At 72.9% G+C, this 22,882-nt stretch carries 24 protein-coding genes and 1 tRNA gene; 8 read left to right on the top strand and 17 right to left on the bottom strand.

All coding sequences use genetic code 11. From position 1 onward, the window contains the following. Nucleotides 1-36: 36 nt before the first annotated feature. From hemA to EXE52_RS00405, 6 genes are all read right to left on the bottom strand, one after another. Nucleotides 37-1,377, bottom strand: a complete 1,341-nt coding sequence (gene hemA / locus EXE52_RS00380; protein ID WP_049929751.1) for a glutamyl-tRNA reductase — start codon at nucleotides 1,375-1,377, stop codon at nucleotides 37-39. Further along, nucleotides 1,374-2,045 (bottom strand): bifunctional precorrin-2 dehydrogenase/sirohydrochlorin ferrochelatase, encoded by a 672-nt coding sequence (locus tag EXE52_RS00385; RefSeq protein WP_049929752.1) that lies wholly within the window; start codon nucleotides 2,043-2,045, stop codon nucleotides 1,374-1,376. The genes hemA and EXE52_RS00385 overlap by 4 nt, the downstream gene beginning before the upstream one ends. 31 nt (nucleotides 2,046-2,076) lie before the next feature. Beyond that, a complete protein-coding gene (locus tag EXE52_RS00390) occupies nucleotides 2,077-3,162 on the bottom strand; it encodes an Lrp/AsnC family transcriptional regulator (RefSeq protein WP_089307740.1) in 1,086 nt (361 codons plus the stop codon). Nucleotides 3,163-3,258: 96 nt separating this feature from the next. Then, nucleotides 3,259-3,726 carry a hypothetical protein gene (locus EXE52_RS00395; RefSeq protein ID WP_089307741.1) on the bottom strand — a complete coding sequence of 156 codons (468 nt, stop codon included), beginning with the start codon at nucleotides 3,724-3,726 and terminating at the stop codon, nucleotides 3,259-3,261. Between the two features lie 10 nt (nucleotides 3,727-3,736). Next, complete coding sequence (locus EXE52_RS00400; protein WP_049929755.1) at nucleotides 3,737-4,135, bottom strand: 30S ribosomal protein S6e; 399 nt, start codon at nucleotides 4,133-4,135, stop codon at nucleotides 3,737-3,739. Nucleotides 4,136-4,201: 66 nt separating this feature from the next. Then, nucleotides 4,202-4,945: a lipoate--protein ligase family protein gene (locus EXE52_RS00405; protein WP_089307742.1), complete on the bottom strand. Its 744-nt coding sequence runs from the start codon at nucleotides 4,943-4,945 to the stop codon at nucleotides 4,202-4,204. 137 nt (nucleotides 4,946-5,082) lie between these two features. Between EXE52_RS00405 and EXE52_RS00410 the strand changes: the two genes are divergently transcribed. The 3 genes from EXE52_RS00410 (at nucleotide 5,083) to EXE52_RS00420 (ending at nucleotide 8,264) form a co-directional block, all read left to right on the top strand. Continuing rightward, a complete protein-coding gene (locus EXE52_RS00410; protein WP_089307743.1) occupies nucleotides 5,083-6,759 on the top strand; it encodes a histidine kinase N-terminal 7TM domain-containing protein in 1,677 nt (558 codons plus the stop codon). Then, nucleotides 6,756-7,727: a hypothetical protein gene (locus EXE52_RS00415; RefSeq protein WP_089307744.1), complete on the top strand. Its 972-nt coding sequence runs from the start codon at nucleotides 6,756-6,758 to the stop codon at nucleotides 7,725-7,727. Before EXE52_RS00410 ends, EXE52_RS00415 begins: the two co-directional genes overlap by 4 nt. Before the next feature lie 75 nt (nucleotides 7,728-7,802). Then, nucleotides 7,803-8,264, top strand: coding sequence for a PaaI family thioesterase (locus EXE52_RS00420; RefSeq protein ID WP_089307745.1), 462 nt, complete (start codon nucleotides 7,803-7,805; stop codon nucleotides 8,262-8,264). Here the strand turns inward: EXE52_RS00420 and EXE52_RS00425 are convergent. The 4 genes from EXE52_RS00425 to EXE52_RS00440 all read right to left on the bottom strand — a co-directional run bounded on the left by EXE52_RS00425 (nucleotide 8,234) and on the right by EXE52_RS00440 (nucleotide 14,193). Next, nucleotides 8,234-10,270, bottom strand: coding sequence for a molybdopterin biosynthesis protein (locus tag EXE52_RS00425; protein WP_089307746.1), 2,037 nt, complete (start codon nucleotides 10,268-10,270; stop codon nucleotides 8,234-8,236). The two genes, EXE52_RS00420 and EXE52_RS00425, sit on opposite strands and share 31 nt — an antisense overlap. After that, nucleotides 10,267-11,526: a gephyrin-like molybdotransferase Glp gene (gene glp, locus EXE52_RS00430; protein WP_089307747.1), complete on the bottom strand. Its 1,260-nt coding sequence runs from the start codon at nucleotides 11,524-11,526 to the stop codon at nucleotides 10,267-10,269. Before glp ends, EXE52_RS00425 begins: the two co-directional genes overlap by 4 nt. 108 nt (nucleotides 11,527-11,634) lie before the next feature. Next, entirely contained in the window at nucleotides 11,635-12,567 is a 933-nt protein-coding gene (locus EXE52_RS00435; protein WP_089307748.1) for a PHP domain-containing protein, read from the bottom strand. A gap of 87 nt (nucleotides 12,568-12,654) precedes the next feature. Further along, nucleotides 12,655-14,193: a universal stress protein gene (locus EXE52_RS00440; RefSeq protein ID WP_089307749.1), complete on the bottom strand. Its 1,539-nt coding sequence runs from the start codon at nucleotides 14,191-14,193 to the stop codon at nucleotides 12,655-12,657. A 194-nt stretch (nucleotides 14,194-14,387) separates the two neighbouring features. Here EXE52_RS00440 and EXE52_RS00445 point away from each other — a divergent pair, with 194 nt between their 5' ends. Together EXE52_RS00445 and EXE52_RS00450 are read left to right on the top strand one after the other, a co-directional pair. Further along, nucleotides 14,388-14,909: a nucleoside deaminase gene (locus EXE52_RS00445; RefSeq protein ID WP_049929764.1), complete on the top strand. Its 522-nt coding sequence runs from the start codon at nucleotides 14,388-14,390 to the stop codon at nucleotides 14,907-14,909. Next, nucleotides 14,906-16,009, top strand: coding sequence for a carbohydrate kinase family protein (locus EXE52_RS00450; protein ID WP_049929765.1), 1,104 nt, complete (start codon nucleotides 14,906-14,908; stop codon nucleotides 16,007-16,009). The genes EXE52_RS00445 and EXE52_RS00450 overlap by 4 nt, the downstream gene beginning before the upstream one ends. Nucleotides 16,010-16,039: 30 nt before the next feature. Here the strand turns inward: EXE52_RS00450 and EXE52_RS00455 are convergent, their stop codons facing one another. Then, nucleotides 16,040-16,867, bottom strand: coding sequence for a BtpA/SgcQ family protein (locus tag EXE52_RS00455; protein ID WP_089307750.1), 828 nt, complete (start codon nucleotides 16,865-16,867; stop codon nucleotides 16,040-16,042). Between the two features lie 76 nt (nucleotides 16,868-16,943). Here EXE52_RS00455 and EXE52_RS00460 point away from each other — a divergent pair, with 76 nt between their 5' ends. From EXE52_RS00460 to EXE52_RS00470, 3 genes are all read left to right on the top strand, one after another. Then, nucleotides 16,944-17,423: a hypothetical protein gene (locus EXE52_RS00460; RefSeq protein ID WP_089307751.1), complete on the top strand. Its 480-nt coding sequence runs from the start codon at nucleotides 16,944-16,946 to the stop codon at nucleotides 17,421-17,423. Nucleotides 17,424-17,508: 85 nt separating this feature from the next. Beyond that, the gene (locus EXE52_RS00465; protein ID WP_049929769.1) at nucleotides 17,509-17,856 is read left to right on the top strand and encodes a 4a-hydroxytetrahydrobiopterin dehydratase; all 348 of its coding nucleotides are present in this window, start codon (nucleotides 17,509-17,511) and stop codon (nucleotides 17,854-17,856) included. A gap of 66 nt (nucleotides 17,857-17,922) precedes the next feature. Next, nucleotides 17,923-18,405: a hypothetical protein gene (locus EXE52_RS00470; RefSeq protein WP_049929771.1), complete on the top strand. Its 483-nt coding sequence runs from the start codon at nucleotides 17,923-17,925 to the stop codon at nucleotides 18,403-18,405. A 32-nt stretch (nucleotides 18,406-18,437) separates the two neighbouring features. Here EXE52_RS00470 and EXE52_RS00475 read toward each other — a convergent pair whose 3' ends face one another. From EXE52_RS00475 to idi, 6 genes are all read right to left on the bottom strand, one after another. Further along, nucleotides 18,438-19,352 (bottom strand): ATPase, encoded by a 915-nt coding sequence (locus EXE52_RS00475; RefSeq protein WP_086216551.1) that lies wholly within the window; start codon nucleotides 19,350-19,352, stop codon nucleotides 18,438-18,440. Further along, nucleotides 19,349-19,690 (bottom strand): DUF5827 family protein, encoded by a 342-nt coding sequence (locus EXE52_RS00480; RefSeq protein ID WP_049929775.1) that lies wholly within the window; start codon nucleotides 19,688-19,690, stop codon nucleotides 19,349-19,351. Before EXE52_RS00480 ends, EXE52_RS00475 begins: the two co-directional genes overlap by 4 nt. A 434-nt stretch (nucleotides 19,691-20,124) precedes the next feature. After that, the gene (gene sod / locus EXE52_RS00485) at nucleotides 20,125-20,724 is read right to left on the bottom strand and encodes a superoxide dismutase (protein ID WP_049929776.1); all 600 of its coding nucleotides are present in this window, start codon (nucleotides 20,722-20,724) and stop codon (nucleotides 20,125-20,127) included. 384 nt (nucleotides 20,725-21,108) lie between these two features. Then, nucleotides 21,109-21,192 (bottom strand) — tRNA-Ser (locus EXE52_RS00490). Nucleotides 21,193-21,270: 78 nt separating this feature from the next. Next, the gene (locus tag EXE52_RS00495; RefSeq protein ID WP_049929778.1) at nucleotides 21,271-22,026 is read right to left on the bottom strand and encodes a DUF2064 domain-containing protein; all 756 of its coding nucleotides are present in this window, start codon (nucleotides 22,024-22,026) and stop codon (nucleotides 21,271-21,273) included. Nucleotides 22,027-22,122: 96 nt separating this feature from the next. Further along, nucleotides 22,123-22,731, bottom strand: a complete 609-nt coding sequence (gene idi / locus EXE52_RS00500) for an isopentenyl-diphosphate Delta-isomerase (protein ID WP_049929779.1) — start codon at nucleotides 22,729-22,731, stop codon at nucleotides 22,123-22,125. Nucleotides 22,732-22,882: the final 151 nt, after the last annotated feature.

A 22,882-nucleotide genomic window follows, 5' to 3' on the forward strand; every position in this document is an offset into this window, starting at 1 on the left:
GGCGCGGTCGAGAACGTCGGGGCCGGCGGTCGGGGGTCAGTCGTCGAGCTCCTCGGCGACGGAGTCCGGGACCGCGTCCGGGGAGCCGACCCCGGCGTCGGGAGCGTCCGACTCGACCGAGTCGCCCGTCTTCGGTGTGAAGTCGGGGTCGAACAGCCGGAGCGCCGTGCGGATCGTCTCCCAGTCGTCCTCGCCGGCCGCGTCTCGGAGCGAGCGCGTCGGGGCGGCGAGCAGCTGGCCGACGAGGGCGTCGGCGAGGTCGGCGACCGTCTGGCGCTGCTCGTCCGTGAGGTCGCCCTGCGCCTCCAGCTTCGACATCGCGCGGTCGAGCTCGCGCGCCTTCACCCGGTCCGCGCCGGCGTACATCGCCGAGATGGCGTCGTCGGCGCGCTTGCGCTTGTACGCCTCGAGGATGCGGTCGAGCTCCGCGTCGATGATCGACTCGACCTCGCGCGCCTCCGCGGCGCGGCTCTCCCTAGTCCGCTGGGTCACGTCTTCGAGGTCGTCGATGTCGAAGACGGTCACGCCCTCGCGCGCGCCGGCCGCCGGGTCGACGTCGCGGGGCTGCGCGATGTCGATACAGACGACCCGGCCGGCGCCGTCGACGTACGACGGGTGGACGACGAGGTCGGGGCTGCCGGTCGCGGTGACGACGAGGTCGGCGTCGGGGACCACGGCGGGGAGGTCCGCGAGCGGCACCGCCTCCGCGGGCGTGTCGACCTCCTCGGCGACGAACTCCGCGTGCGGGACGGTGCGGTTCGCGACGACGATGTCCGAGACCGGCGTGTCGTCGAGCGCCCGGGCCGCGAGCGTCCCCATCTCGCCGGCCCCGACGACGACGGCCGAGCCGTCGGTGAGGTCGATCTCGTCCGCCGCGAGCCGGACCGCGGCGGAACCGAGCGAGACGACGCCCTCGTTGATCTCGGTTTCCGTCCGCGCCCGCTCTCCGACGTGGAGCGCCTTCGTCACGGCGTCCTTGAGGACGGGGCCGATGCCGCCGGCGGACTTCGACTCCTCGTAGGCCTCCCGCAGCTGCCCGATGATCTGGTCTTCGCCGAGCACGAGCGACTCCAGCCCGGAGGCGACGCGCATCAGGTGTTCCAGGCTCTCCTCGTGGTCGAGGCGGCGGACCGCGCCGCCGCGGACGTCCGGCGCGAACGTCGACAGCGCCGTCGTGCCGTCGACGGTCCGGTCGGTGACGACGTACGCCTCCGAGCGGTTACACGTCTGCACCGCGAACGCCTCTTCGACCCCTTCTCGCGCGAGCAGGTCGGAGACGGTCGCGCGGACGCCGTCGCCGCCGGCGGCCTCGATCTCGTCGACGGTCGCATCGGCGTGGGCGACGCTCACGCCGGCGATCGCACCCGTCTCTCTCATCGGTCGAGTACCTCCTCGATCACGGTGTCGGCCTCTTGCCGTCCGTTGGATCTCCCCTTTTGTAAACCCTTCCAAACCCCCCGGGATCTGACAACGCGGCGAACCGCTTCCCGGCGTTTCTCGGGAGGTATACCCTCGGATTTCAGTTCCTCGCGGATCTCGCCAGAGAGCGCCGCCATCTCGCCCGCCCCCTCTATCTCGGCCTCGATCCGCTCGCGTAACGCCTTCGCGAGCGCGGGGCTGGTCCCGCCCGTCGAGAGCGCGACGGTCACCGGCTCGTCTTCCACCGTCGCGGGCACCACGACGCTCCCGGGGTCGCGACCCCCGGAGACGTCGGTCCGGTTGACCAAGATCCCGCGGTCGAGCGCGGCCGACTCCACGGCGGCGTTGACCGCGGCGTCGTCGGTCGCGGCGACCGCGAGCGCGGGACCGAGCCGATCGATCCAGCCGGCGACCGCGTCGGCGTCCGGAGCGGCGCGCAGCAGTTCGATCGCGGTGTCGCGCTCCGCCGCGGGGTCGTCGGGCGAGGGCAATCGCTCGTCGAAGTCGGGACTCACGACCACGACGCGCGCGGCCTCGTCGAAGCCGCGGGCCTTCCGCGAGCCGACGGCGCCGCCGCCGAAGACGACCACCGTCTCGCCCGCGAAGTCGTGGTACAGCGGCGTCACGGACGGCCTCCGGTCCCCGCGATTCGGGGAGTCACGCCGTGTTGCTGTCCGCCCGGTCCGCGATGCGGATACCGGTCTTCTTCAGGATGCGCGTCGAGAACAGGGTGTCCCAGTCGTCCGCGCCGACGTCCCAGTAGTCGTCCATCAGCTCCCTGACCTCGGCGATCCGGCGCTCGCTCTCGGCCTCGGTGCGGCCGTGCGTCATGGCGAAGAAGTTGTACTCCCAAACGCCGGCGTGGCGCGGGCGCTCGTAGCAGTGCGTGACGAAGCCTAAGTCGGCGACGGCGGGGCCGACCTCGTCGAGGGCGTCTTCGGGCACGTCCCAGACGGTCATCCCGTTCTCCGTGTAGCCGAGCGCGTAGTGGTTCGGGATGACGCCGACGCGGCGCACCTTCCCCTCCCGCTCGAACCGCTTGATCGTCTCGATCACCCAGTCCACGTCGGCGCCGACCGCGGCGGCCACGTCGGCGTACGGCGTCTCGGTCACCGGGAGCCCGCCCTGGATCTCGACGACGAGGTCGCGCTCGTCGGGCGTCAACGTTCCGCGGTCGCTGGGCGAGACGTCGGGCCCGAGCCCCGAGAGGTCCACGTCGCCGTCGGGGACCGGGCCGTCGACGAGGAACTTCGCGCCGACGTGGAACTCCCGGAGCTTCGGGAGGTTGTACGTCTCCTGGCTCGTCGCGTCCTCGATCTCCGCGAGCACCTCCTCGACGCGGTCGCTCCCGTCCTTGTCGGGGTCCGGGTGGTCCGCGACGCTCACCACGAACCACATGTTGAGGTGCGGGTGCTCCCGCTCGTAGTTGTGTGCGACCGCGGTGAACTCGTTCACCGTCTCCGCGACCTCGTCGTAGCGGTCCTCGGGCGCGTGCATCGCGACGAGCGAGGCGGCGCCGCCGATCTCCTCGGCGTTGACGAGCGCGCCGAACCGCGAGAGGATCCCCTCCTCGTCGAGCTCGCGGACGCGCTCGCACAGCTCCGGTCCCGTCACGTCGACGCCGCGCTCGCGGAGCGCGGCCGCCGCCGCGTCGAAGGGGCGCTCCGCGACCGGGAAGCCGCCCTGGAACGCGTTGATGATCGCGCGGTCGAGCGCCGTCAGGTCCGCGTCGACCTCCTGCATGGACCGATCTCGGGGCCGCGCGAGAATAAGCGATCCGACCTGACGCCGCGCCGCCGCGGCGGAGGGTGACCGTCGACGCCCGGCGCGCTCCGGGAGCTACCCGTCCACGTCGCGGGCGATATCCGCGAGCGACGACCGCGGCCCGCGGTCCGCGTCGTACACGGTCCGCTCGCCGGGGATCCGCAGCCCGTACAGCTCGCCGGACACCACCACGTCGAGGACGACGCTCTCGCCCGGCTCCCGGCCGTTCGCGTCGAGCCACTTGACCAGCCGGTTCGTCCCCTCGCCGGACTCGCGCGCCAGCCGCCGGTTGTCGAACGCGCCGCGGAGGAGCCGCCCGCGCGAGTCGGCCGCGACACGCGCGTGGTACTCGTCGCGACCGATCGCGACGCGGATCAGGTCCCCCTGACTCACTCCGAGCGCGTCGCAGGTCCCGGACTCGACGCGCCCGTCGAGCGCGTCGTCGTCGGGAAGTCTGACGCAGGGGCGGCGAGTCCCGCCGCTCCGGGCGAGCGAGACGCGAACCGAGGAAACGTCCTCGCCGTCGGAGGGAACGCGAGGCATCGAAGCGCCGTTACTCGTCGGCGTCGTCGTCGCCCTCGCCGAGCGCGGCCGCCACGTCGCCGTCGCCGTCGACGACGCTCGCGTTGATCTGCGCGATGTCGTCGTCGACCTCGCGGCCGCGGACGGTGATCCGCTTGCGCTCGCCCTCGCGGGAGGGCTCGAAGCCGACGCCGCCCTCGAGGAGGAGCTCCTTCAGGCGGGTGCCGGAGACGTCTTCGCGCATCGGGCGCCCGGTTTCGTCGGAGCCGCCGGTGAGTTCGATCGTATGGTCGGAGAGCCCGACGGCGTCGCCGCCGATCTCGTCGCCGAGTTCGCGACCGAGGAATCGGTTGGCGTCCTGTCCGTCGACCTCTCGCTGGAACGTCTCGCCGGTCTCGGGGTCGGCGACGACGACTTTGAATTCGGCCATGCCCGAACGCAGACCCCCGCGCATAAAAAGCACGTCGAAACGTCGGAACCGCGCGCCGCGCAGCGCTCAGTCGGCTGCCCCGCCGACGCGCACGATCCGGCGCTCGCCGTCGCCCCACGGCCCCTCCACGAACGCGGTCTCGACCGCGCGGGCGACGGCGTCGGGGTCGTCCGGACCGCCGGCGTCGGCGACGCTCCCGACCGAGCCGGGATCGAACGGCAGGCCGAGCGCGTCGTAGACCGGTTCGGTGACCGACGCGATCGGCGCGGCGTCCGCCGCCGAGACGACGAGGACGCCGGCGACAAGCGCCGCGTCGGCGCGCACGCGCTGCGCGAGCCCGGCGACCTTCCCGCCGCCCGCGGCCCCGCCGGTTTCCGTCGCACCGGCCCCAGCGACGCGCAGGGAGTGCTCGCCGGGGCAGAACGCGGCCGGGGGCTCGCCGCGGACCACGTCGGCGCCGAGGTCGCGGAGCGCGTCGCGGAGCGTCTCGGTCGCGGTCTCGTACCGCGAGTCGATCGACCCCCGGTCGCCGCCGGTCGGTACTGCGACGCCGAACGAGAGCGTCGACCCGGTGTACGCGACCGCGCGACCGCCCACGTCGCGCTCGACGGCAGGGAATCCGGCCGCGCGCGCCGCCCGCTTCGCCCGGTCGAACCCCGGCTCGCGGGCGTCCCGCCGGCCGAAGGCGACCTGCTTCGGCGGCGCCGTGACGCGGACGGCCGGGACCCCCTCCGCGGCCGACGCGAGCAGGTCGCCCGCCGGCTCCCGGTCGGCCGCCGGGGTCGCGAACTCGCCCCTGTACACGCGCATGGACGTGCCGACGGCGGCGGCACACAAGCCCCTTGCGCCGAGCGCGGTCGCTCGGGGCGGGGAGAAACCGAGGGCCCCGGGGGGCGCCGGCGCGTGACACAACAGTTTTGTCGGCGCTGGAAGTGGTACCGGTATCGATGAGCGACCTGAGCGCCCTGCCGGTTCAGGCGTACCTGACCGCCTGCCTGCTGGCCGGCGTCATCGGGCTCTGGCTCGGTCGGGTCGCGTGGCGGGAGCGCGACGAGCCCGGCGGCCTCGAGGTCGCGCTGTACCTCCTCAGCGGCGGCGGCGCGTCGCTGCTGTACGGCCTCCAGATCGCCGCGTCCGGTGAGCTCGCGATGCGCGTCGCGCTCAGCCTCGCGACGCCGCTCCTCGGCGCGCTTCCCGTCCTCTGGATGGCGTTCGCGCTGGCGTTCACCGGGCGCGAACGCTGGCGGACGGAGAACCGGATCGTCGCGCTCGCGACCCCCGCGTTCGTCTGGGTCCTCCTCGCGTGGTCGAGCGGGACCCACGGGCTGGCCCGGCGCTCCGTCGCCCCCGTCGCCGACGGCCCGTTCACGCTGCTCGGATACGGGTTGGGTCCCGCCGGCGGCGCGTTCGTCCTCTTCGCGTACGCGCTGTGTCTCGCCGGCGCGTCCCTCGTCGTCGACCTCTACGACCGGACCGGGAACCGCTACCGGCTCCAGACGTTCGTCGTGCTGCTCGGCACGCTGTTCCCGTTCCTCGCGGGGGCCGTGACGTTCGTCGACGTCGGGAGCTACGGGGACCTCTCGTGGCTGCCGACGGCGTTCGTGATCCACGGCGTGTTCCTCTACGGCACCGTCTTTTGGCTCGGCACCCTCGACGCCGCGGTCGTCGCGCGCGACACCGCGGTCGAGGTGATGCAGGACCCGGTGATCGTCTCCGGCTCCGACGGGCGGATCCGCGACCTCAACCCCGCCGCCGAGTCGCTCCTCCCGCCCGACGCGGTCGGCTCGTCGCTGTCGGACGTGTTCCCGCGGCTGGAGTCCGGCGTCGAACACCCGATCGCCATCGGGGACCGCGAGTTCGACATCCAAGAGAACCCGATCACGGACCCGCGCGGGACCGACCGCGGCCACGTCTTTCTGCTCCGCGACGTGACCGCGCGGGAGCGGCGACAGGCGGAACTCGAACGCCGGGAGGCGGAGCTCGAACGGCAGAACGAGCGGTTAGAGGAGTTCGCCGGCGTCGTCTCGCACGACCTGCGAAACCCACTCGCCGCCGCGTCTGCGGCCGTCGAGCTGGCCCGCCAGCGCGACGGCGACCCCGACGGCGCCTTAGAGCGGGCCGCGAACGCCCACGAGCGGATGGACGACATGATCGAGGGGCTCCTCGCGCTGGCGACGGCGGGGGAGACGGTCGACGACCTCGACCGGGTTTCGCTGGACGGGACGGTCAGACGCGTCTGGTCGCGGCTCGAGACCACCGACGCGACGCTGACCGTCGAGGGCGACGCGACCGCGTTGGCCGACCGCGACCGGCTCGAACAGCTGACCTCCAACCTGTTCCGCAACGCGATCGAACACGCGGGAGAGGACGTGGCCGTCACGGTCGCTATCACCCGGGGCGGCGACCGGGCCGCGCTCTCGATCGGCGACGACGGTCCCGGGATCCCGGCCGAGGAGCGCGAGCGAGTCACCGAGCGCGGCGTGTCGCTCGGCGGCGGCACCGGGCTGGGGCTGGCGATCGTCGGCGACATCGCCGAGGCGCACGGCTGGACGCTCTCGGTCGCCGAGTCCGACGCCGGCGGCGCGCGGTTCGTGATCGAGGGGATGGAGGTCGCCGACCCGTGACCGACCCGCCGGAGGCAACCGTCACGCTCCCCGCGGAGGTCGTCGAGCAATACGAGAAGTTCTCGCGGTTCAACTCCCCGTACCCCGCCCACGAACGCGGTCGCGCCGTCGACCTCTACCCGGGCAACGGGGTCGGCCACTCTCCGGTCGCCGGGACCGTCAGCGCGGTCCGCACCGTCGGCTGTCCGGACCGCCCGTACGCGGCCGACGAGGACCACCTGATCGTCGTCGGCCTCGACGACGAGTGGTGTGCTCGCGCGGGCGCGCCCTCCGGCACCGTCGCGCGGATCCTCCACGTGATCCCGGCGGTGACGCCGGGCGACCGGGTCACCGTCGGCGACGCGCTCGGCCCGACGACCCGCTCGGGCTTCTTCGGCCAGTGGGTCGACGACCACGTCCACCTCGGGTTCCGCCCGCCGGACGCGAATCCCCTCCGAGCGAGCGGGTCGCTCCCGGTCGCCGCGGACCTCCCCGTGGAGCGGGTCGCGTGGGACGGGACCGGAACCGTCGTCGAGCGGGGGCCGACCCACGTCGTGCTCGCCGGCCCGCGGCGGACCGAGCCCGGACCGTCGTTCGCGGCGCTCGCGAGCGACGGGGGGGTCCCGCTCGACGGCGGGCTGACGCACTACGCGGGCGGCGGGACGTTCGCGGCGAGCGACGCGGCGCCCGGCGAGGACGGAAGAGACGAGCGACGCCCGCGGTCGGGCGACGCGGTGTCCCTCCTCGGGACCCGGATCGGAACCGCGGCCGCCCACGGCGGGGGGTCGTCCGGGGCGCCACGGGTCGAGTGGGGGGCGGTCGACGTCCGCGCGAACGGCGATCGCATCGTGGGGCTCTCCCTGTTCGCCGCGCGCGGCGAGCGCTTCGGCGTCAAGTTGGTCTGTCCGGACCGGTCGTTCGCGATCGGCGAGTCGGTGACGGTCGAGCTCGTGCCAAGCGACGACCCGATCCGGCTCGGCGTCGGGTGAGCGAGGCCGTCAATCGATCGCCGGTTGTCGCCCGTTTCCGGGGGGTACAAGCCGTCCCGGGACGACCGGCGGGACATGGATCAGACGGACATCGCGGAGATGGACCCGCTCCCCGACGCGGCGACGCGGTTCGTCGAACAAAAGTTAGAGGACGAACACGGCTACCTCTCGTGGCTGAACACGTCGGTCGAGACGGTCGAGCGCGGGCGCGTCGTGCTCTCGATCCCCTTCGACGAGAAGCTCACGAACACGGACGGGCAGACGATCCACGGCGGCGTGGCGGCGACGCTGATTGACACGGCCGGCGGCGTCGCGCAGCGCACGACGTTCGAGGACCCGCTCGACGGCGGCGTCGCGACGGTGAACCTCAACGCGAACTACCTCCGCCCCGCGACCGGCGACCTCCGCGCGGAGGCCGAAGTGATCCGGGCCGGCGGCTCCATCGGCGTCAGCGAGATGACCGTCACCAGCGGCCTCGACGAGGACCGCGGCGAGGTCGTCGTCGGTCAGGGATCGTTTCGGCTGTTCCGCGAGTAGCCCGGGAGGTCGGCGAGGATCGCGTCGATCCCGCCGCGACCGCCGTCGCCGTCGAGTGCGGCCGCCAGCGCCGCGACCGGCTCGCGGCCGGCGCGATCGGGGGCCGCCCTGACGACGACCGACTGCTCGCCGAGCGGGACGAACGCACAGCCCAGCCGTTCCGCCGTCTCGCGGAGCCCGAGCCCGGCGTCCGCGTCGCCCGCGACGACCGCGCGGGCCGGGCTCTCGAACGCCTTCGCGGTCCGCTCGTAGCCGTCGATCCGCTCGGCGAGGTCCCGGCGGTCGGCGTCGCGCTCGTCCGCGAGGTCGTCGAGCGCCGTGTCGAGGCTCCGACGGAGGCCCGAGACTGTCGGCCGGTTCCGGAAGCGGAGGTCACGGTCGACGAGGTCCGCGATCCCGGTCACCGCCTCCGGGTTGCCGTCGGGGACGACAAGCCCCCACTCGCGGGTCCAGCCGCCGAGGGCTTCGGCGCCGACCTCGCGGTCGGTCGGTCCGGCGGTCACCGCCACGTCGGGGACGCCGTCGCGGAGGCGGCGGTGCCCCTCGCGCGAGCCGACGGCGAGGTACCGCGGGTTCGCGAGGCGGTCGAGCAGGCGGTTGAGCGCGGGGTCGTCCTCGCCGACGCCGAGCAGCGTCGGCGGGCGCACGTCCGGCGAGAACAGCTGTACCTCGACCGCCTCACCGGCGTCGAGGACCTCCGTGTCCGGGTCGACCGCGACGACGCCGTCAGCCTCGACGAGGCTCGTCGTCGCGCCGGACCCCTTGTCCACCGGGTAGACGAGCGGGGGGGCGTCGTCGTCTAGGTCGAGCAGGCCGACGGGCATCAGCCGGAGACGGCCCTCCGAGTAGCGCTCGCTCACGCCCATCCGCCCCTCGACTGTCGCCGTCGCGGGCTCGGGCTGGCCGGCGGCGTCGCGGATCGCGGGCGCGACGAACGTGCGAAATATGGTGAGCGCGGACACCGGGTAGCCGGGGAGGCCGACGTACGCGGACTCGCCGACCGAGGCATCGTTCCGGGCGGCGTCCTCGCCGACGCCTTCGTCGCCGTCGCCGTCGCCGCCGTCGGAGCCGCCCCGGTCGAGCCGGCCGATCAGCATCGGCTTCCCGGGCTTGACCGCGACGCCGTGGAGCAGGAGCTCCCCGCGCGCCTCGATCACGCGGTAGATGACGTCGACCGCGCTCGCCGAGGTCGACCCCGACGAGAGCACGAGGTCGCACTCGTCGGCCGCCCGGCGCAGCAGCCGCTCCATCTCGTCGTAGTCGTCGCCGGCGTGCGGGTAGAGGACCGGCTCGCCGCCCGCCTCCTCGACGCCGGCGGCGATCGTCGTCGAGTTCACGTCGTAGATCTCCCCGCGGTCCGGGTTCAGCGCCTCGCCCGGGCGGACCAGCTCGTCGCCGGTCGAGACGATACCGACCCGCGGCCGCCCCTCGACCGGGACCTCGTCGACGCCGAGCGCCGACAGCAGCCCGATCTCGCGGGGCGTCAGCCGCGTGCCCGGTCCGAGCGCGCGGGCGCCGGCGGCGATGTCGGTCCCGGCTGTCATCACGTGATCGCCCGGCGCGACCGACGTGCGGACAGCGATCCGCGAGGGACCGTCGTCGTCGACCCCGTCCCCGCCCGAACCGAGCTCGTCGGTGCGCTCGACCATCACGACCGCGTCGGCGCCGTCGGGCATGACGGCGCCGGTGGAGATCTCCGCGCAGGTCCCCGGCTCGACGGTCACGTCGGGCGCGGCGCCCGCGTGGACCGCGCCGACGAGGTCGAGTTCGGCGGGATCCGCCTCGTCCGCGCCGAAGGTTTCCCGCGCGCGGACGGCGTACCCGTCCATCGACGCGCGGTCGAAGCCGGGCACGTCGATCGCGGCGTCGACGCGCTCGGCGAGAACGCGACCGCGGGCGTCCGCCAGCGAGACCGTCTCCGGGGTCGGCGACAGGTCGAGCGATTCGATCGCTTCGCGCGCGGCCTCGGGGGTCGCGAGGTCCCGGAACTCCTTGCGGTCGCTCATTCCGTCACCTCCCACAGTTCGACGTCGACGGACTCGCCGGCGTCGAGCCCCTCCCGCGGCTCGGGCACGACCACCCAGCCGTCAGCGAGCGCGACGCTAGAGAGGATGCCGGAGCCGCTCGCGCGGGTCGGCGTCGCGGTCGGGAGCGCGTCGTCGACCGCCGCGTCCCCGTCGGGGCCGTCGTCGGGACCCGAAAGTGACACGCGCGCGAAGGTCCGTACACCGGGCTCGCTCGCGACCTTCCGGCCGAGCGTCGCGCGCCGCGTCGGGAACGGCTCTACGTCGGCCCCGCCCGCGCGCTTCATCGCGGGGCGGAGGAACTGCGCCGCGTTGACGATACACGCGACCGGGTAGCCGGGCAGCGACACGATCGGCGTCCCCTCGGCGCGGCCGAGGCAGACTGGGTGCCCGGGCTTCAGCGCGACGCCGTGGACCAGCACCTCGCCGAGGTCGCCGACGACCTCGGGGATCAGGTCCCGCTCCCCGACCGACGAGCCGCCGGTGGTGACGACCACGTCGGCGTCGAGGTCGGCGGCGACGGCCTCGCGCAGCGCCTCCGGGTCGTCGGTGACGACGTCGCGGTAGCGCGCCTCGCCGCCCCAGCGCTCGACGAGCCGGGAGACGGTGAGCCCGTTCGTCTCGATCACCTCGCCGGGGCCGGGATCCGACTCCACCAGCTCCTCGCCGGTCGGAATCACGGCGACCTCTGGCGGCTCCCGGACCGTGACGGTGTCGAAGCCCACCGAGCGCAGCAGGCCGAGGTCGGAGGGGCGCAGGGCGTGGCCGGGCTCGTAGAGGCGCTGGCCGTCGGCGACATCCTCGCCGGCCTTGCCGACGTTCTCGCCGGTCGCGACCGCCTCGAACACCTCCACCTCGCCGCCGACCGACTCGACCTGTTCGATCATCACGACCGCGTCCGCGCCCTCCGGGACTGCGCTGCCGGTGTGGACCCGAGCGGCCTCGCCGGGCGCGACCGCGTCCGCCTCGGCGGGCTTGGCGGTCAGGACCGCCGGCGATCGGTCGCCGGCGCCGAAGGTGTCGCTCGCGCGGACGGCGTACCCGTCCATCGCGGCGCGGTCGTACCCCGGCACCGGCGCCGGCGCGTCGATCGGTTCGGCGACGACGCGGCCGTCGGCCGCCTCGACCGGGACCGTCTCCGTCCGGTCGTTCGGCGCGACGGCGTCGAGCAGCGTCGCCCTCGCGTCCGCGACCCGGGTCCGCCGCTTGAACCCGGACTCCCGTCTGTCGTGGCTCATGCTCACACATTCGCGGCCGCGGGCAAAAACCCCGTTCTCCGCGGGCGCCGGCGTTCGGACCCTCGGTCGCGGCCGCTCGCCGACGCCCCCGGCCGCCGACGCGCCCGGTCAGGCGAACCACGAGAGGAACCGGCGAGTCCGGTGGACCGACTGGAGGGCGGCGACCTTCGCGGCCGTGAGCGCGCCGAGGGTCGTCCGCCTGGTGGCCCGGGCGCCCCGGGCCGCGCCGGTCCGCGCGTAGTACCCGGACCGGCGTCCGGCGGCGCCGACGTAGTGTTTCGCCGCCATTCGGATCGGCGCGCGCCGGCCGTCGACGGTCGTCGTGCCGCGGCGGATCGCCGTCAGCACGTCGTCCGCGGTGACCTCGCCGACCGACTCTCGCCCCTCGATCGTCAGCTCAGTGAACGCCCGGCCGACGTACTGGAGGTGGTGCGCGTCGCTCGCGGCGACCCCCGGGTAGCCGTGGTTCGCCGCGAACCGCCGCGCGCGTCGGTTTCGGTACCCCGTGAACAGCCACGCGTTGAACACCTCGACGGCGTCGACCTCGGCGCCCGGCGCGGCGGCCCCGGCCGCGTCGACCGCGTCCTCGTCCGGCAGTTCCGCGTCCACGCCGGACATTTCGGCGTCCGGCGCTTCCCCGCCGGAGCCGTCGCCCGATCCGGGCGTCGGGATGTCGCGCTGACGGACGCCGTGGCGCGAGCGCTGAAACGGGTGGGGAACGATCGCGACGCCGCCCTGCTCGTGGATCCGCCGGACCGTCTCGGCGTACGGCTCGCCGCGCGGCGGCATTCGATCGACGCCGATCGCCAGCAGGTGGCCGTGCGCGGTCGACACCTCCACGCCGGGGATGCCGATCAGCCCGTACTCGGCGGCGGTCTCCGCGGCGCGTTTCGACTCGCGGATCACGTCGTGGTCGGTGATAACGACCGCGTCGAGCCCGATCTCGGCCGCGTGTTCCAAGATCAGATCGACCGGCTCGTGCCCGTCGTAGCTGTCCTCGGAGTGCACGTGCGGGTCGATGCTGACGGTGACGCGGGACACGACCGAACTACGCGGCGGGAGGTATATAAATGGAGGAGCGGCGGCGGTTGGCCGAGAAGGGATCCGTCGCGCGCGCCGTCGACGGTCTCACCCCTCTCGTAACACCCGCACCTCGTGGTCCGCGTTCCCGCGGTCCACGATGGCCACGTCGCACTGGACGTCCTGGATGCGCTCGAAGGTCGGCGGAGAGACGAGCCGCGAGGCCGCGGAGCGGTCCCCGCTCGACCCCATGAGGACGAGGTCGTAGGCGTCCGCGTTCGCGCCGAGAAACGCCGTCACCTCCGACCGCGCGACCCGCGTCTCGACCGGCCCTGTCGTGGTCTCGACGAGGTTCGCCAGCTTCGTCTCGGCCCGTCTGCGCTCGGACTCGGCGTCGATACAGGTACAGACGCTCACCCCGCCGCTTTCGCCGGCCAGTCGCTCTGCAAAGTCGATCATCGCGTGCGCCGAGTCGCCGGGCCGGGCGACCAGTACGAGGACGCGCCGCCAGGTGTGGACGCCCGTCGTCGACCGGAACGCGACGGCGTCGAGTGGACCGGCGAAGACCTCCCGGGCGAACGGCGAGAGGAGGCCGTCTTCGGTCTCGTACGGCGTCACGATCAGGTCCGAGTTCGTCGCGCGGGCGGTCTCGACGGCGACCCGGGCCGGATCGCCGTCGGCCGCGACGACCACCTCGCACGGCACGTCGAACCGGGCTCGGATCTCCGCGGCGTGAGGTTCGAGCCGCTCGACCGCCGCCGCCGCCGCTCGGTCCGAGACCTCCTCCTCGAAGTCGCCGTCGAACGACGCCCGCACCGAGTCCGGGAGGTCTCCGGGCGTCGCGGCGCCGTGGTCGGCGGACACTGCCCGCTCCGCGACCGCCATCTCCGCGTCGTCGACGATGTCGAGGAGGACGACCTTCCCGGCGTCGTGGGCGGCCGCGAGCCGCGCGCCGAAGAACGCGGTCGCCTCGCTCGTCTCCCCCCGCATCGGCACCAGGACGTGGTCGTCAGCCTGCGTGGTCCCGTAGAGGTAGCGAGCGCGCTCCTCGTAGAACCGCGTGCGCCAGACGGTGAACGCGCCCGCGACGAGACTGCCGGAGACCGCGACGGCCACGACGTAGGCCGCCGCCGGGTCGACGGTGGTGCCGAACACGAACACCGCGTCGCCGCGCGCGCTCACGAGGACCAGAAGCGCAGTCGAGAAGGCGGCCGGTTCCTCGACGCTGGCCAGCCACGTCAGGCCGCCGCAGAGCATGATCGACAGCCCGGCGCTGAGCGGACTGATCGCGCCGGTCGAGACGCCGCCGACACCGAGCAGCGAGAGCTCCAGCGCGGCCCACCCCGCGAGCGCCCCCGCCACGAGCCCACCGACAAACGTTCTCGGCGAGGAGTACTGTCCCTGCGGGTCGGAGAAGAGCGTGTAGGCTCCCGACGCCAGCGGCGGGAAGAGGAGAAACGAGAGGTCGGTCAGGTTCGTTATCTGAGTGACGAGCGCGATGAGCATCGGCACGAGCAACAGCGTCGTCAGGTGGAGCAGATTGCTCGTGTCCTCGGCCCACTGCCGGAGTTCCGCGAACTCCCGGCGTTCGATCCGACGTGCCCGTCGGCGAGCGGCGCCGAGTTTCGCTCGCAGCCTGTCCAGCATTACTCTTGCTTCGCTCGTGGCGGTCAAGAGCGTGGCGGAGCGTCCGACGCGAACGCCGAGCGTGACCCCGACGCGCGTCGGCGACGGAGACGACGCGGACCGAGACGCCTCGACGGGGAACCGAGCTCGCCGGACGACGACCGCACGCAGCCGGCGGTACCAACCGTTAGGTTCCCGGAGGCGAACGGGGACGTATGACCGACGCGGACGACGCCGGCGATCCCAGCGAGTTCCGTGACCTCGACGACCTGCCGGACGACCCGACCGACCGGGAGTACGTGGAGCGAACGATCCGGCTCGCCAAGGAGGCGGTCGAGGCCGGAAACACCCCGTTCGGCGCCCTGCTCGTGGTCGACGGCGAGGTCGTCAGCGAGGCGCGCAACGAGACGCGGACCGAGGACGACGTGACGGCGCACCCGGAGCTGACGCTCGCGCGGTGGGCCGCGCGGGAGCTCGACGCCGACGAGCTCGCGGACTGTACCATGTACGCCAGCACGGAGCCGTGCCCGATGTGTTCGACCGCGATCCACTACGCGGGGATCGACCGGGTCGTCTTCGGCGTCGACGGCGAGACGCTCGGCGAGCTCTCCGGCGGCGTGGTGCCGATCCCCTGCGAGGAAGTGGTCCGGCGCGGCGGCGGGGAGACGAGCGTCGAGGGACCGATCGCCGTCGACGCCGCGATGGCCGTTCACCGCCCCTTCTTCGGCGAGTCGTGACGGCGGAGTCAGATGCGAGCGACGGCGGAAGCGGTGGTTCGCCGGCCGTCCTCTGCGTCGGGGCCGCCGCAATAGACGAGTGGTACGCGGTCAGCAACCTCCCGGAGCCGGACGGCGGCGCGTTCGCCCGGGAGGTCACGTCCGCGTTCGGCGGCGTGGGCGCGAACGTCGCGGTCGCGCTCGACCGCCTCGGCCGCGACGCGGGGCTCGTCAGCCGCGTCGGCGACGACGAGTACGGCCGGAGAGCCCTGGAGTACCTCGGCGAGACGGGCGTGGACGGGACGCACGTCGCGGTCGGCGACGACGCCCACACCCGGTCCTTGATCCTCCGCGACCCGGATGGGGAGCGCGCCATCGTCACCGCCGGCGAGAGCTTCCGCGGGCTCCGCCTCGACGGCGACGCGCTCGCCGCGATGGCCGACGCCGACGCGGTCTTCCTCACCGCCTACACGCCTGACAGCGTGGCGCGGCGGGCCCTCGACCGGGTTCGGTCGCTCCGCGAAGCCGCCGAATCAGGCGAGTCAGGGAGCGACCCGCCCGCGCTCGTCTTCGACCTCTCGGGATCCGTCGAGGAGCTAGTCGGGCGCGGCACGGAGCCGGCGACGGTCCACCGGTTTCTCCATGAGGCCGACCTGTTCGTCGCGGACGGCGTCGCCGCGCCGGCGTTCTTCGGGTCGGCGGACGCCGCGGTCAAGCGGGTCGCGAGCGCGCATACCCGAGCGGCCGAGTCGGCGCCCTCACCCGGGCCCGAGTCGCGGTCGCGGGGTGGCCCGACGTGGCCCCGCGCCGTCCTCACGCACGGCGCCGACGGGATGACGGCGATCGCGGGCGGCGAGGTGTCCGAGTTCGACGCGTTCGACGTCGAGACGGTCGACGCGACCGGCGCCGGCGACGCGTTCACCGCCGGGCTGATCGACCGGTGGATCGCTGGAGCCCCCGCGGGGCCGTCCGCCGACCGTGACGGCGTCGCTGGCGGCGTCCGGTTCGCGGCCGCGATCGCCGCGATCAACTGTACGAGCCGGTTCACGCAGCCCGGGCTCCCGACGCGGAGCGAGGTCGAGGCGTTCCTCGCGGACCGCGGCGTCGACGTCGGCCGGTAGGGGACCCTCCTCCCGATCACCGCGCCCCGCTCACCGAACCGCGTCGGCGGCGTCGACGAGGTCCGCGACGCGGTCGGCGTCGACCGGGGCGGTCGTCTCGCCGCCCCGTTTCAGCGCGGTGCCGACGATCGCGCCGTCGGCGACGTCGAGCAGGTCGGCGACCGTCTCCGGCGTGACGCCGCTGCCGACGAGGACGGGCGTGTCGAGGCCGTGGTGCTCGCGCTCGGCGACGACCGACCCGAGGGCGTCGGTATCGACCGCCTCGCCGGTCCCCGGCCCGGAGGCGATCACGGCGTCGGCGAGGCCGCGCTCGGCGGTGTCGGCGAACGACTCGGCCGTGTACCCCGCGGGCGTCAGCGGGGCGGAGTGTTTCACGTCGGTGTCGGCGAAGACGCCGACGTCGACGCCGAGGCGGTCGCGCAGGCGGAGCGTCTCGTGGGCGCGCCCCTGGACGATCCCCTGGTCGGTGACGCGGGCGCCGGTGTGGACGTTCACCCGGACGAAGTCGGCGCCGACCGCGGCGGCGACCGAGAGGGCGGCCTCGGCGTCGTTCCGGAGGACGTTGACCCCGAGCGGGAGGTCCGTCTCGGCGGCGACCGCGGTCGCGGCGCGGGTCACGCCGGCGACGACGTGCGGCGGGACTTCGTCGGGGTAGAAGGGGGCGTCGCCGAAGTTCTCGATCACGATCCCGTCGACGCCGCCGCTGTCGAGCGCGCGCGCGTCGCTCGCGGCCCGGTCGACCGCCGCGCGCATCGCCTCGCGGCCGTCGTCGGGCGCGTTCGGGGCACCGGGAAGCGGCGGGAGGTGGACCATGCCGAGCAGCGGCGCAGCGGTGTCGAAGGTGGATTCGAACTCCATTCTCGGGGACGAGGAGGGCCTCGGACAAAAGCCTCCCCACAGCGTTTAGGCCGCCGGCCACCTGGATCCGGTCGAGATGGGAATCGACGCGACGACGACCGGCGACGGCGACGTGACGCTCGTCTTCTCGCTCGGCGCCGCGCGGTCGCTCGCCGACCCGGCCGCGGCGTTCGCCGACGCGCGCCAGTGGAGCCGCCACGTCGGCATCGTCGCGAACGAGGCGGACCGGGTCGCGCAGTTCGCGGGCGACTACGGGATTGACAACGACTACGCGCTCACGAAGTGGGACAAGTGGGGGACCCTCGCGGACATCCGCGAGCAGAGCGCCGCCCCGCGGTGCGTGTTCGTCGGCACGACCCGCGCGGACGAGTGCGTCGCCACCGAGACGGGCTACGAGTTCTTGCGCGTCGACGAGGCCGCCGAAAAGGCCGGCTGGGAGCTCTCTGACCCGAGCGCGACCGGCGCGGACGGGGGCGCCACTGACGACGAGCGCGGGAGGGGGCGCCTCGGCCGGCTGCGGCGCGCGGTACGCGAGGCGATCTCGCGGCTCCGGTAAGGCCTCGGTCCGCGCTTTTCGGTCGCCCGTCGTCCTCCGGGGTCGACCGCGGAAGGTACAAACCGTTCGTCGCCTAACGTGGGGTATGTCCTCACCGCTCGCGGACGAGCCGGTCGAACCGGCCGGCGACGACGCGGAGCCGCTCGACGGAGACGAGTGCGCCGACCACCTCGACGAACTGGGCGACGCGTGGGAGGTCGTCAACGACCACCACCTGGAGGCGAGCTACGAGTTCCCCGACTTCGAGACGGCGCTCGCGTTCACGAACGACGTGGGCGAGCTCGCCGAGGCGGAGTGGCACCACCCGGACATCTCGCTGTCGTGGGGCGAGGTCGGGATCGAGATGTGGAGCCACGAGGTCGGCGGCCTCACCCGCGCCGACTTCGTGATGGCGGCGCGGATGGACCGCCTGTACGCCGCCGACGGCGAGTGACCGCACCCGTCCTGACCTGACACATCAACAAACGGGTTTAAACCCCTCCCGGCGAAACGACGGGTAATGAGCGAGAACGTCTTCCTGGTCCCGATCGACCCGGAGAACTTCGACCGAACCGTCCGGTCCCCGGTCGATCTCACCGACTACCCCGATCGCCCCGAACCCCTCGCCGACCTCGACGAGACGCGCCTGTGGGCCGTCGACGACGACAGCGGCAACGGGTCGACGTTCGAGAAGATGGCGTCGGGCGACCTCCTGCTGTTCTACGCGGACGACGAGTACGTCGCGACCGGCCGCGTCGGCGAGGCGTTCGCGGACGAGGACCGCTGGGTGAGCGGGACCTTCTGGACCGCTTTCCCCACCACGCGGGTGTACACGGTCACCGACTTCGGCGCCGTCGCCGCGCCCAAGCGCGCAGTCAACCGGATCTTCGACTACTCGTCGTCGTACACGCCCGGCTTCATGCGCGTCGCCGACAGCCGCGTGACCGCCGACCTCTCGTCGATCGAGTCCGCGCTGGAACACTACACGAAGCGGAACGCCTGAGCCCGGGCCGCACGCGACGCTCCGTCGCTCCTTCAGTTCTCGACCGAATCCGTGAGCGTCGCGTACGCCGGCTCGTACGCCGCCGCGATCCGGTCGGGATCGCCGCGGACGTCGCCGGACAGCGCCGGCAGCGAGACGGTCGCGAGCGGCTCGATCATCTCCGTCACCGCGTCGACGTGCTCCTCGCGGCTCCCCTCTCGCGGGCTCCCGGCCGCGACCGCGCGGGCCTTGGCGTAGCGGTCGCCGGCGTATAGCCGCGCGCGGCCGGGGTCGACGACGGCGACCGCGTCGGGCGCGACCGGCCCGTCGCGGGGAAGGGTCCCGGCCACGTCGGCGTACGACTCGACGACGACCGGGACTGGCGTCCGCGCGACGCGGTCCGCGAGCCGCTCGATCGCGGGGAGGTGCGCCTCGGCCATCACCTCGTTGAACGCCGGTACGTCGCGCACGCGAGTCGCCTCCGCGAGGGGGAGGCGGTCGGTCAGCGCGTCGGGGAACAGCCCCGCCTCCTCGGCCGCGCCGTTGACGACGAAGCGCGTGCCGGACGCGGTGGTGACGCGGTCGCAGAGGAACGTGCGCTCTGCGTCGCCGAGCATGCCCGTCCGTCCCGGCGTCGGTCGCCAGAGCCGGTGGACGGGGTTGATCGATTCCGGCGTGACCGCCGAGGGCGACGGGGAATCGTCGTCGGCCGCCGCGAGCGCGCGGGTGTTCGCGGCCGCGAGGGTGCGGGCGTCCTTCCCGTAGAGTCGGGCCGCGTCGGTCGCGATCAAATAGTCGTCGTGGTCGAACCAGAGGTCGTTGCCGGCCCGGGGCTTGACGCCGACCGCGTCGCCCGCGCGGTCGGCGAGGTGGGCGACCAGCCCCGCCGAGAAGGTGGTCTTGCCGGCGTCGACGCGCGCGCCGCCGGCGACGAGGTACGTCGGCGGGTCGGATCGGTCCCCGGTCACGCCGACTCGTCGAGTTCGTCGGAGTCAGCGTCCGACTCGGCGTCGGTGTCGGACGCCCCGCTGTGGTCCTCGTCCGTGGCGAGCCCGTAGTATCCCGGGCCGTCCTCGGTCAGGGGCTCGGCGACGACCATGTCGTCGGCGTGGACCATCACCCACGGGACGGCCCAGTCGACCAGCACGGCCTCGGTGTCGGGGTCGACCTCGGCGTCCGGTTCTAACCCCTGAAGCAGGCGACCGATCTCCGGGATCGTGTACATCTGGTCCGGCTCGAACAGCTCCGCGGGCTCGTAGAAGTCGCACGGGTAGGTGGCGTCGAACGCCGACTTCGGTTCGGGCATGCGCGAGCGTACGCGACGGCGTCCGTAAACGCTGCCGATACGGTTCGAACCTCATTCCGTGGGGTGGCGCGCGCCTTCGAGTGGCCGCCGGAGGCGGCCGCGAGGAGCGCGTGCGAGGGAGTCGGCCGACTGGAGGGAGGCCGACGAGGCTGGGGCGGTGAGAGGTGCGGTGCCGTGCGGGACGGGGCTCAAACGGGCAGCCGCGCTCGCCGAATCCCAGCGACGCAAGCACCGCAGGGAGTGAGCACGGCGGACGACCGCGGAGCGCGGCGAAGCTGTGGGAGTCGAGCGCGGCTGGGGCTTCGGAGGCGTTCGTCATCGCCTCGCCGGCGACCAGTCATGACTCACACCGCCTACGCGAACCCGTCGCTCACCGGGCAACACGCTGCGAAAAAATGCGGATCTCGACGCGCGTAACGCGTCCGGAGACGCGCTTACTCGAACAGCTCGACGGCCTGCTCGTAGCGGGTGGACGGCTCGTCCCAGTCGACGACCTCAAAGAAGTTGTCGACGAACTCGCCGCGAGCCGGGCCGTAGTCGTGGTAGTAGGAGTGCTCCCAGACGTCGAGCGCGAGGATCGGGTGACCGCCCCAGACCGCGCCCTCGTCGTGGTTGTCGACCACGACGTTGCGAAGCTGATTCGAGAACGTGTCGTACACCAGCAGGGCCCAGCCGCTCGCGCTGCCCGCGGCGGCTTCGAACTCGCCCTTCCAGGCCTCGTACGAGCCGAAGTCCTCCTCGATACGGTCGGCGAGGTCTCCTTCGGGCTCGTCGCCGCCCTCCGGCGACATGTTCTGCCAGAACAGGTCGTGGAGGATGTGGCCCGACGAGTTGTGGGTCACGTCGCGGATGGCCCCGGCCGACGAGGAGAAGTCGTGGTCCTCGCGGTTGGCCTCGAGCGTCTCCTCGGCGGAGTTCCAGCCGTTGACGTACCCCTGGTGGTGGGTGTCATGGTGCCATTCGAGCACCTGTTCGGAGATGTGCGGTTCCAGCGCGTCGTAATCGTACGGCAGCGGATCGAGTTCGTAACTCATGCTTGTATCACCTATCACGAACATGTGCCGGAAACCTGTTAAAGATAATGCGGCACGTGGTACCACGCGTCACCGGACGTGAGTGTTACCGGGCGTTTCAGGCCAGCAGCGATGTGATTGCGGTTCCGGCGGTCGAAAGCGCGAGACGAGAGACCGATCCGAATCGGCTGTCGAGAGAACCGAGTAACTGAATTCGGTTTCGCGGTCGCTCACTGATTCAATCCCGCACGAAACGCGCGCAGCGCGAGCTGCGCCGCGCGCCTACGGTGGGACTGGGATTCGAACCGATGTGAGACGGTCACCCTCCCTCCGCTCTGGCGCTGCGACTCACAGGCTTCGAATCCCGCACGAGACGCGCGCGGCGCGAGCTGCGCCGCGCACCTACGGTGGGACTGGGATTCGAACCCAGGAAGCCGTGAGGCTACCTGCTTTCAAGGCAGGCGCAATGGGCCACTCTGCCATCCCACCACACGTGACTGCTCGGCGTCGGACGACTAAGTGGTGTCGGATCCAACGCACCGGGCCCCGCCGCCGCGCACGAGACGCTCAGTCCCGAACCAATCGTTGCTCGCCGTCCTCGACGACCACGTCCAACCCCTTCTCGTGGACGAACGCGGCCGTGTAGTCCGGCACGACGCGCTCCGCGGCGAACCGCGCGCGGAGCATCGGGACCACGTCGAGGAGGTCCGCCCCGGTCTCCAGCGAGGGGGACGGCTCGACGAAGTCCACGGAGCGGTCGGCGTCGCGGCCGCGCTCCGCGAGCGTCGGCAGCGCGGGCGCCTCGAAAGCGCCGTCGAAGTCGATCGGTTCCGTGAACCCGGCGTAGTACGCCCGGCCGTCCGTCGAGGGCCCGAGGACCACTTCGGTCGTCCGGAGCTTCATCGCCGCGGAGTCGACGCTCGTCCGCGAGAGCAACGGCGCGGTCGGGGTGACGACCGCGACGGAGTCGGCGCCCTCCTCGCGCAAAAGGTGGGTGACGGTGTTGCCGGCGCGCGCGCCGAACGACGAACCGACCTGCCGCTCGAAGCGGACCTCGTCGGTGCCGCCGAGGGTGTCCGCGACGAGCGTCCGCAGCTCCGCCTCCGGACTCGTCTCCGTCCGGTGCTCGGCGGGGAGGTCCTCGTCGTCGGGATAGTTGACGAGGAGCTCGCCGCCGGAGCGGTCGACCGCGAGGACGGCGTCACGGAATTGCGCCTCGTAGAGGTCAGCCGCCTCGGCGGCGGACAGCGGCGTCGACTCGGCGATCGCGGTTCCGACGAGCCCCTCGCGGGGCGGATTCGCCAGCAGGACGACGACGGTCATACGGGATCGCGGCGCGGGAGCGCCTTCAAGTCGCCGTTTCGGTCCGAGGAAGGGGAGCCCGGACGCGCGGACCGATCTGGGAGATGCGGCGGTCGGTCAGGAGAAGTCGCGGCGCATCGCGATCTCGAACCACGGGCAGAGGCGGAGCTGCCGGTACAGCTCGGGGTTCTCGTGGAGGTGGTCGTAGTCGGCCCACAGCATCCCGCCGATCTCGTCGTCGTCCGGGTCCAAGGCGGTGTCGTCGAGGGTCACCTTCAGCACCGCACACACCTCCCACTCGACGCCCTCGTTCGGGTAGTAGCGCTTGTACTCGAACTTGTCCGTCACCCGGAGGTCGTCGTACTGGTCGGGCGAGATGCCCAGCTCCTCTTCGAGGCGCTGCTCGGTAGCGTCCTCCTGAGATTGTCCCTCGACGGGGTGGGAGGCGACCGTGCCGTCCCAGTGGCCGTCCCAGAGGCGCTTGTTCGGCGCGCGCTGGGCCAGCAGGATCCGGCCGTCCCGGTCGAAGACCAGGCAGGTGAACGCGCGGTGGCGGATCCCGTCGCCGGTGTGCGCGTCGAGTCGGTTCACCGTTCCCTGCGCGACGTCGTCCGGGTCGACGGCGATGACGTCCTGAAGCGCGTTCTCGTGGTCGGTGTCGCTCGCCTCGCCGGTCGCGTCGTCGCCGGCGGGATCCCCCGGCGCGGCCGCGTCTTCGGAACTCATGCGCGGTACGTCGCAGACCAAGGCTAATAAGGGTTCGATACGACGGTCGCCTCGCCGCGCCGGTCGTTCCGCTTTGGCCCGCCATCCGCCGATGCTACCGCCCGCCGCCCGGGGGCGCTTCGACGCTCTTAACCGCGTCCCGGCGCTACTA

It is taken from the genome of Halorubrum sp. CGM4_25_10-8A (assembly GCF_005435025.1).
Taxonomy (GTDB): Archaea; Halobacteriota; Halobacteria; order Halobacteriales; family Haloferacaceae; genus Halorubrum; species Halorubrum ezzemoulense.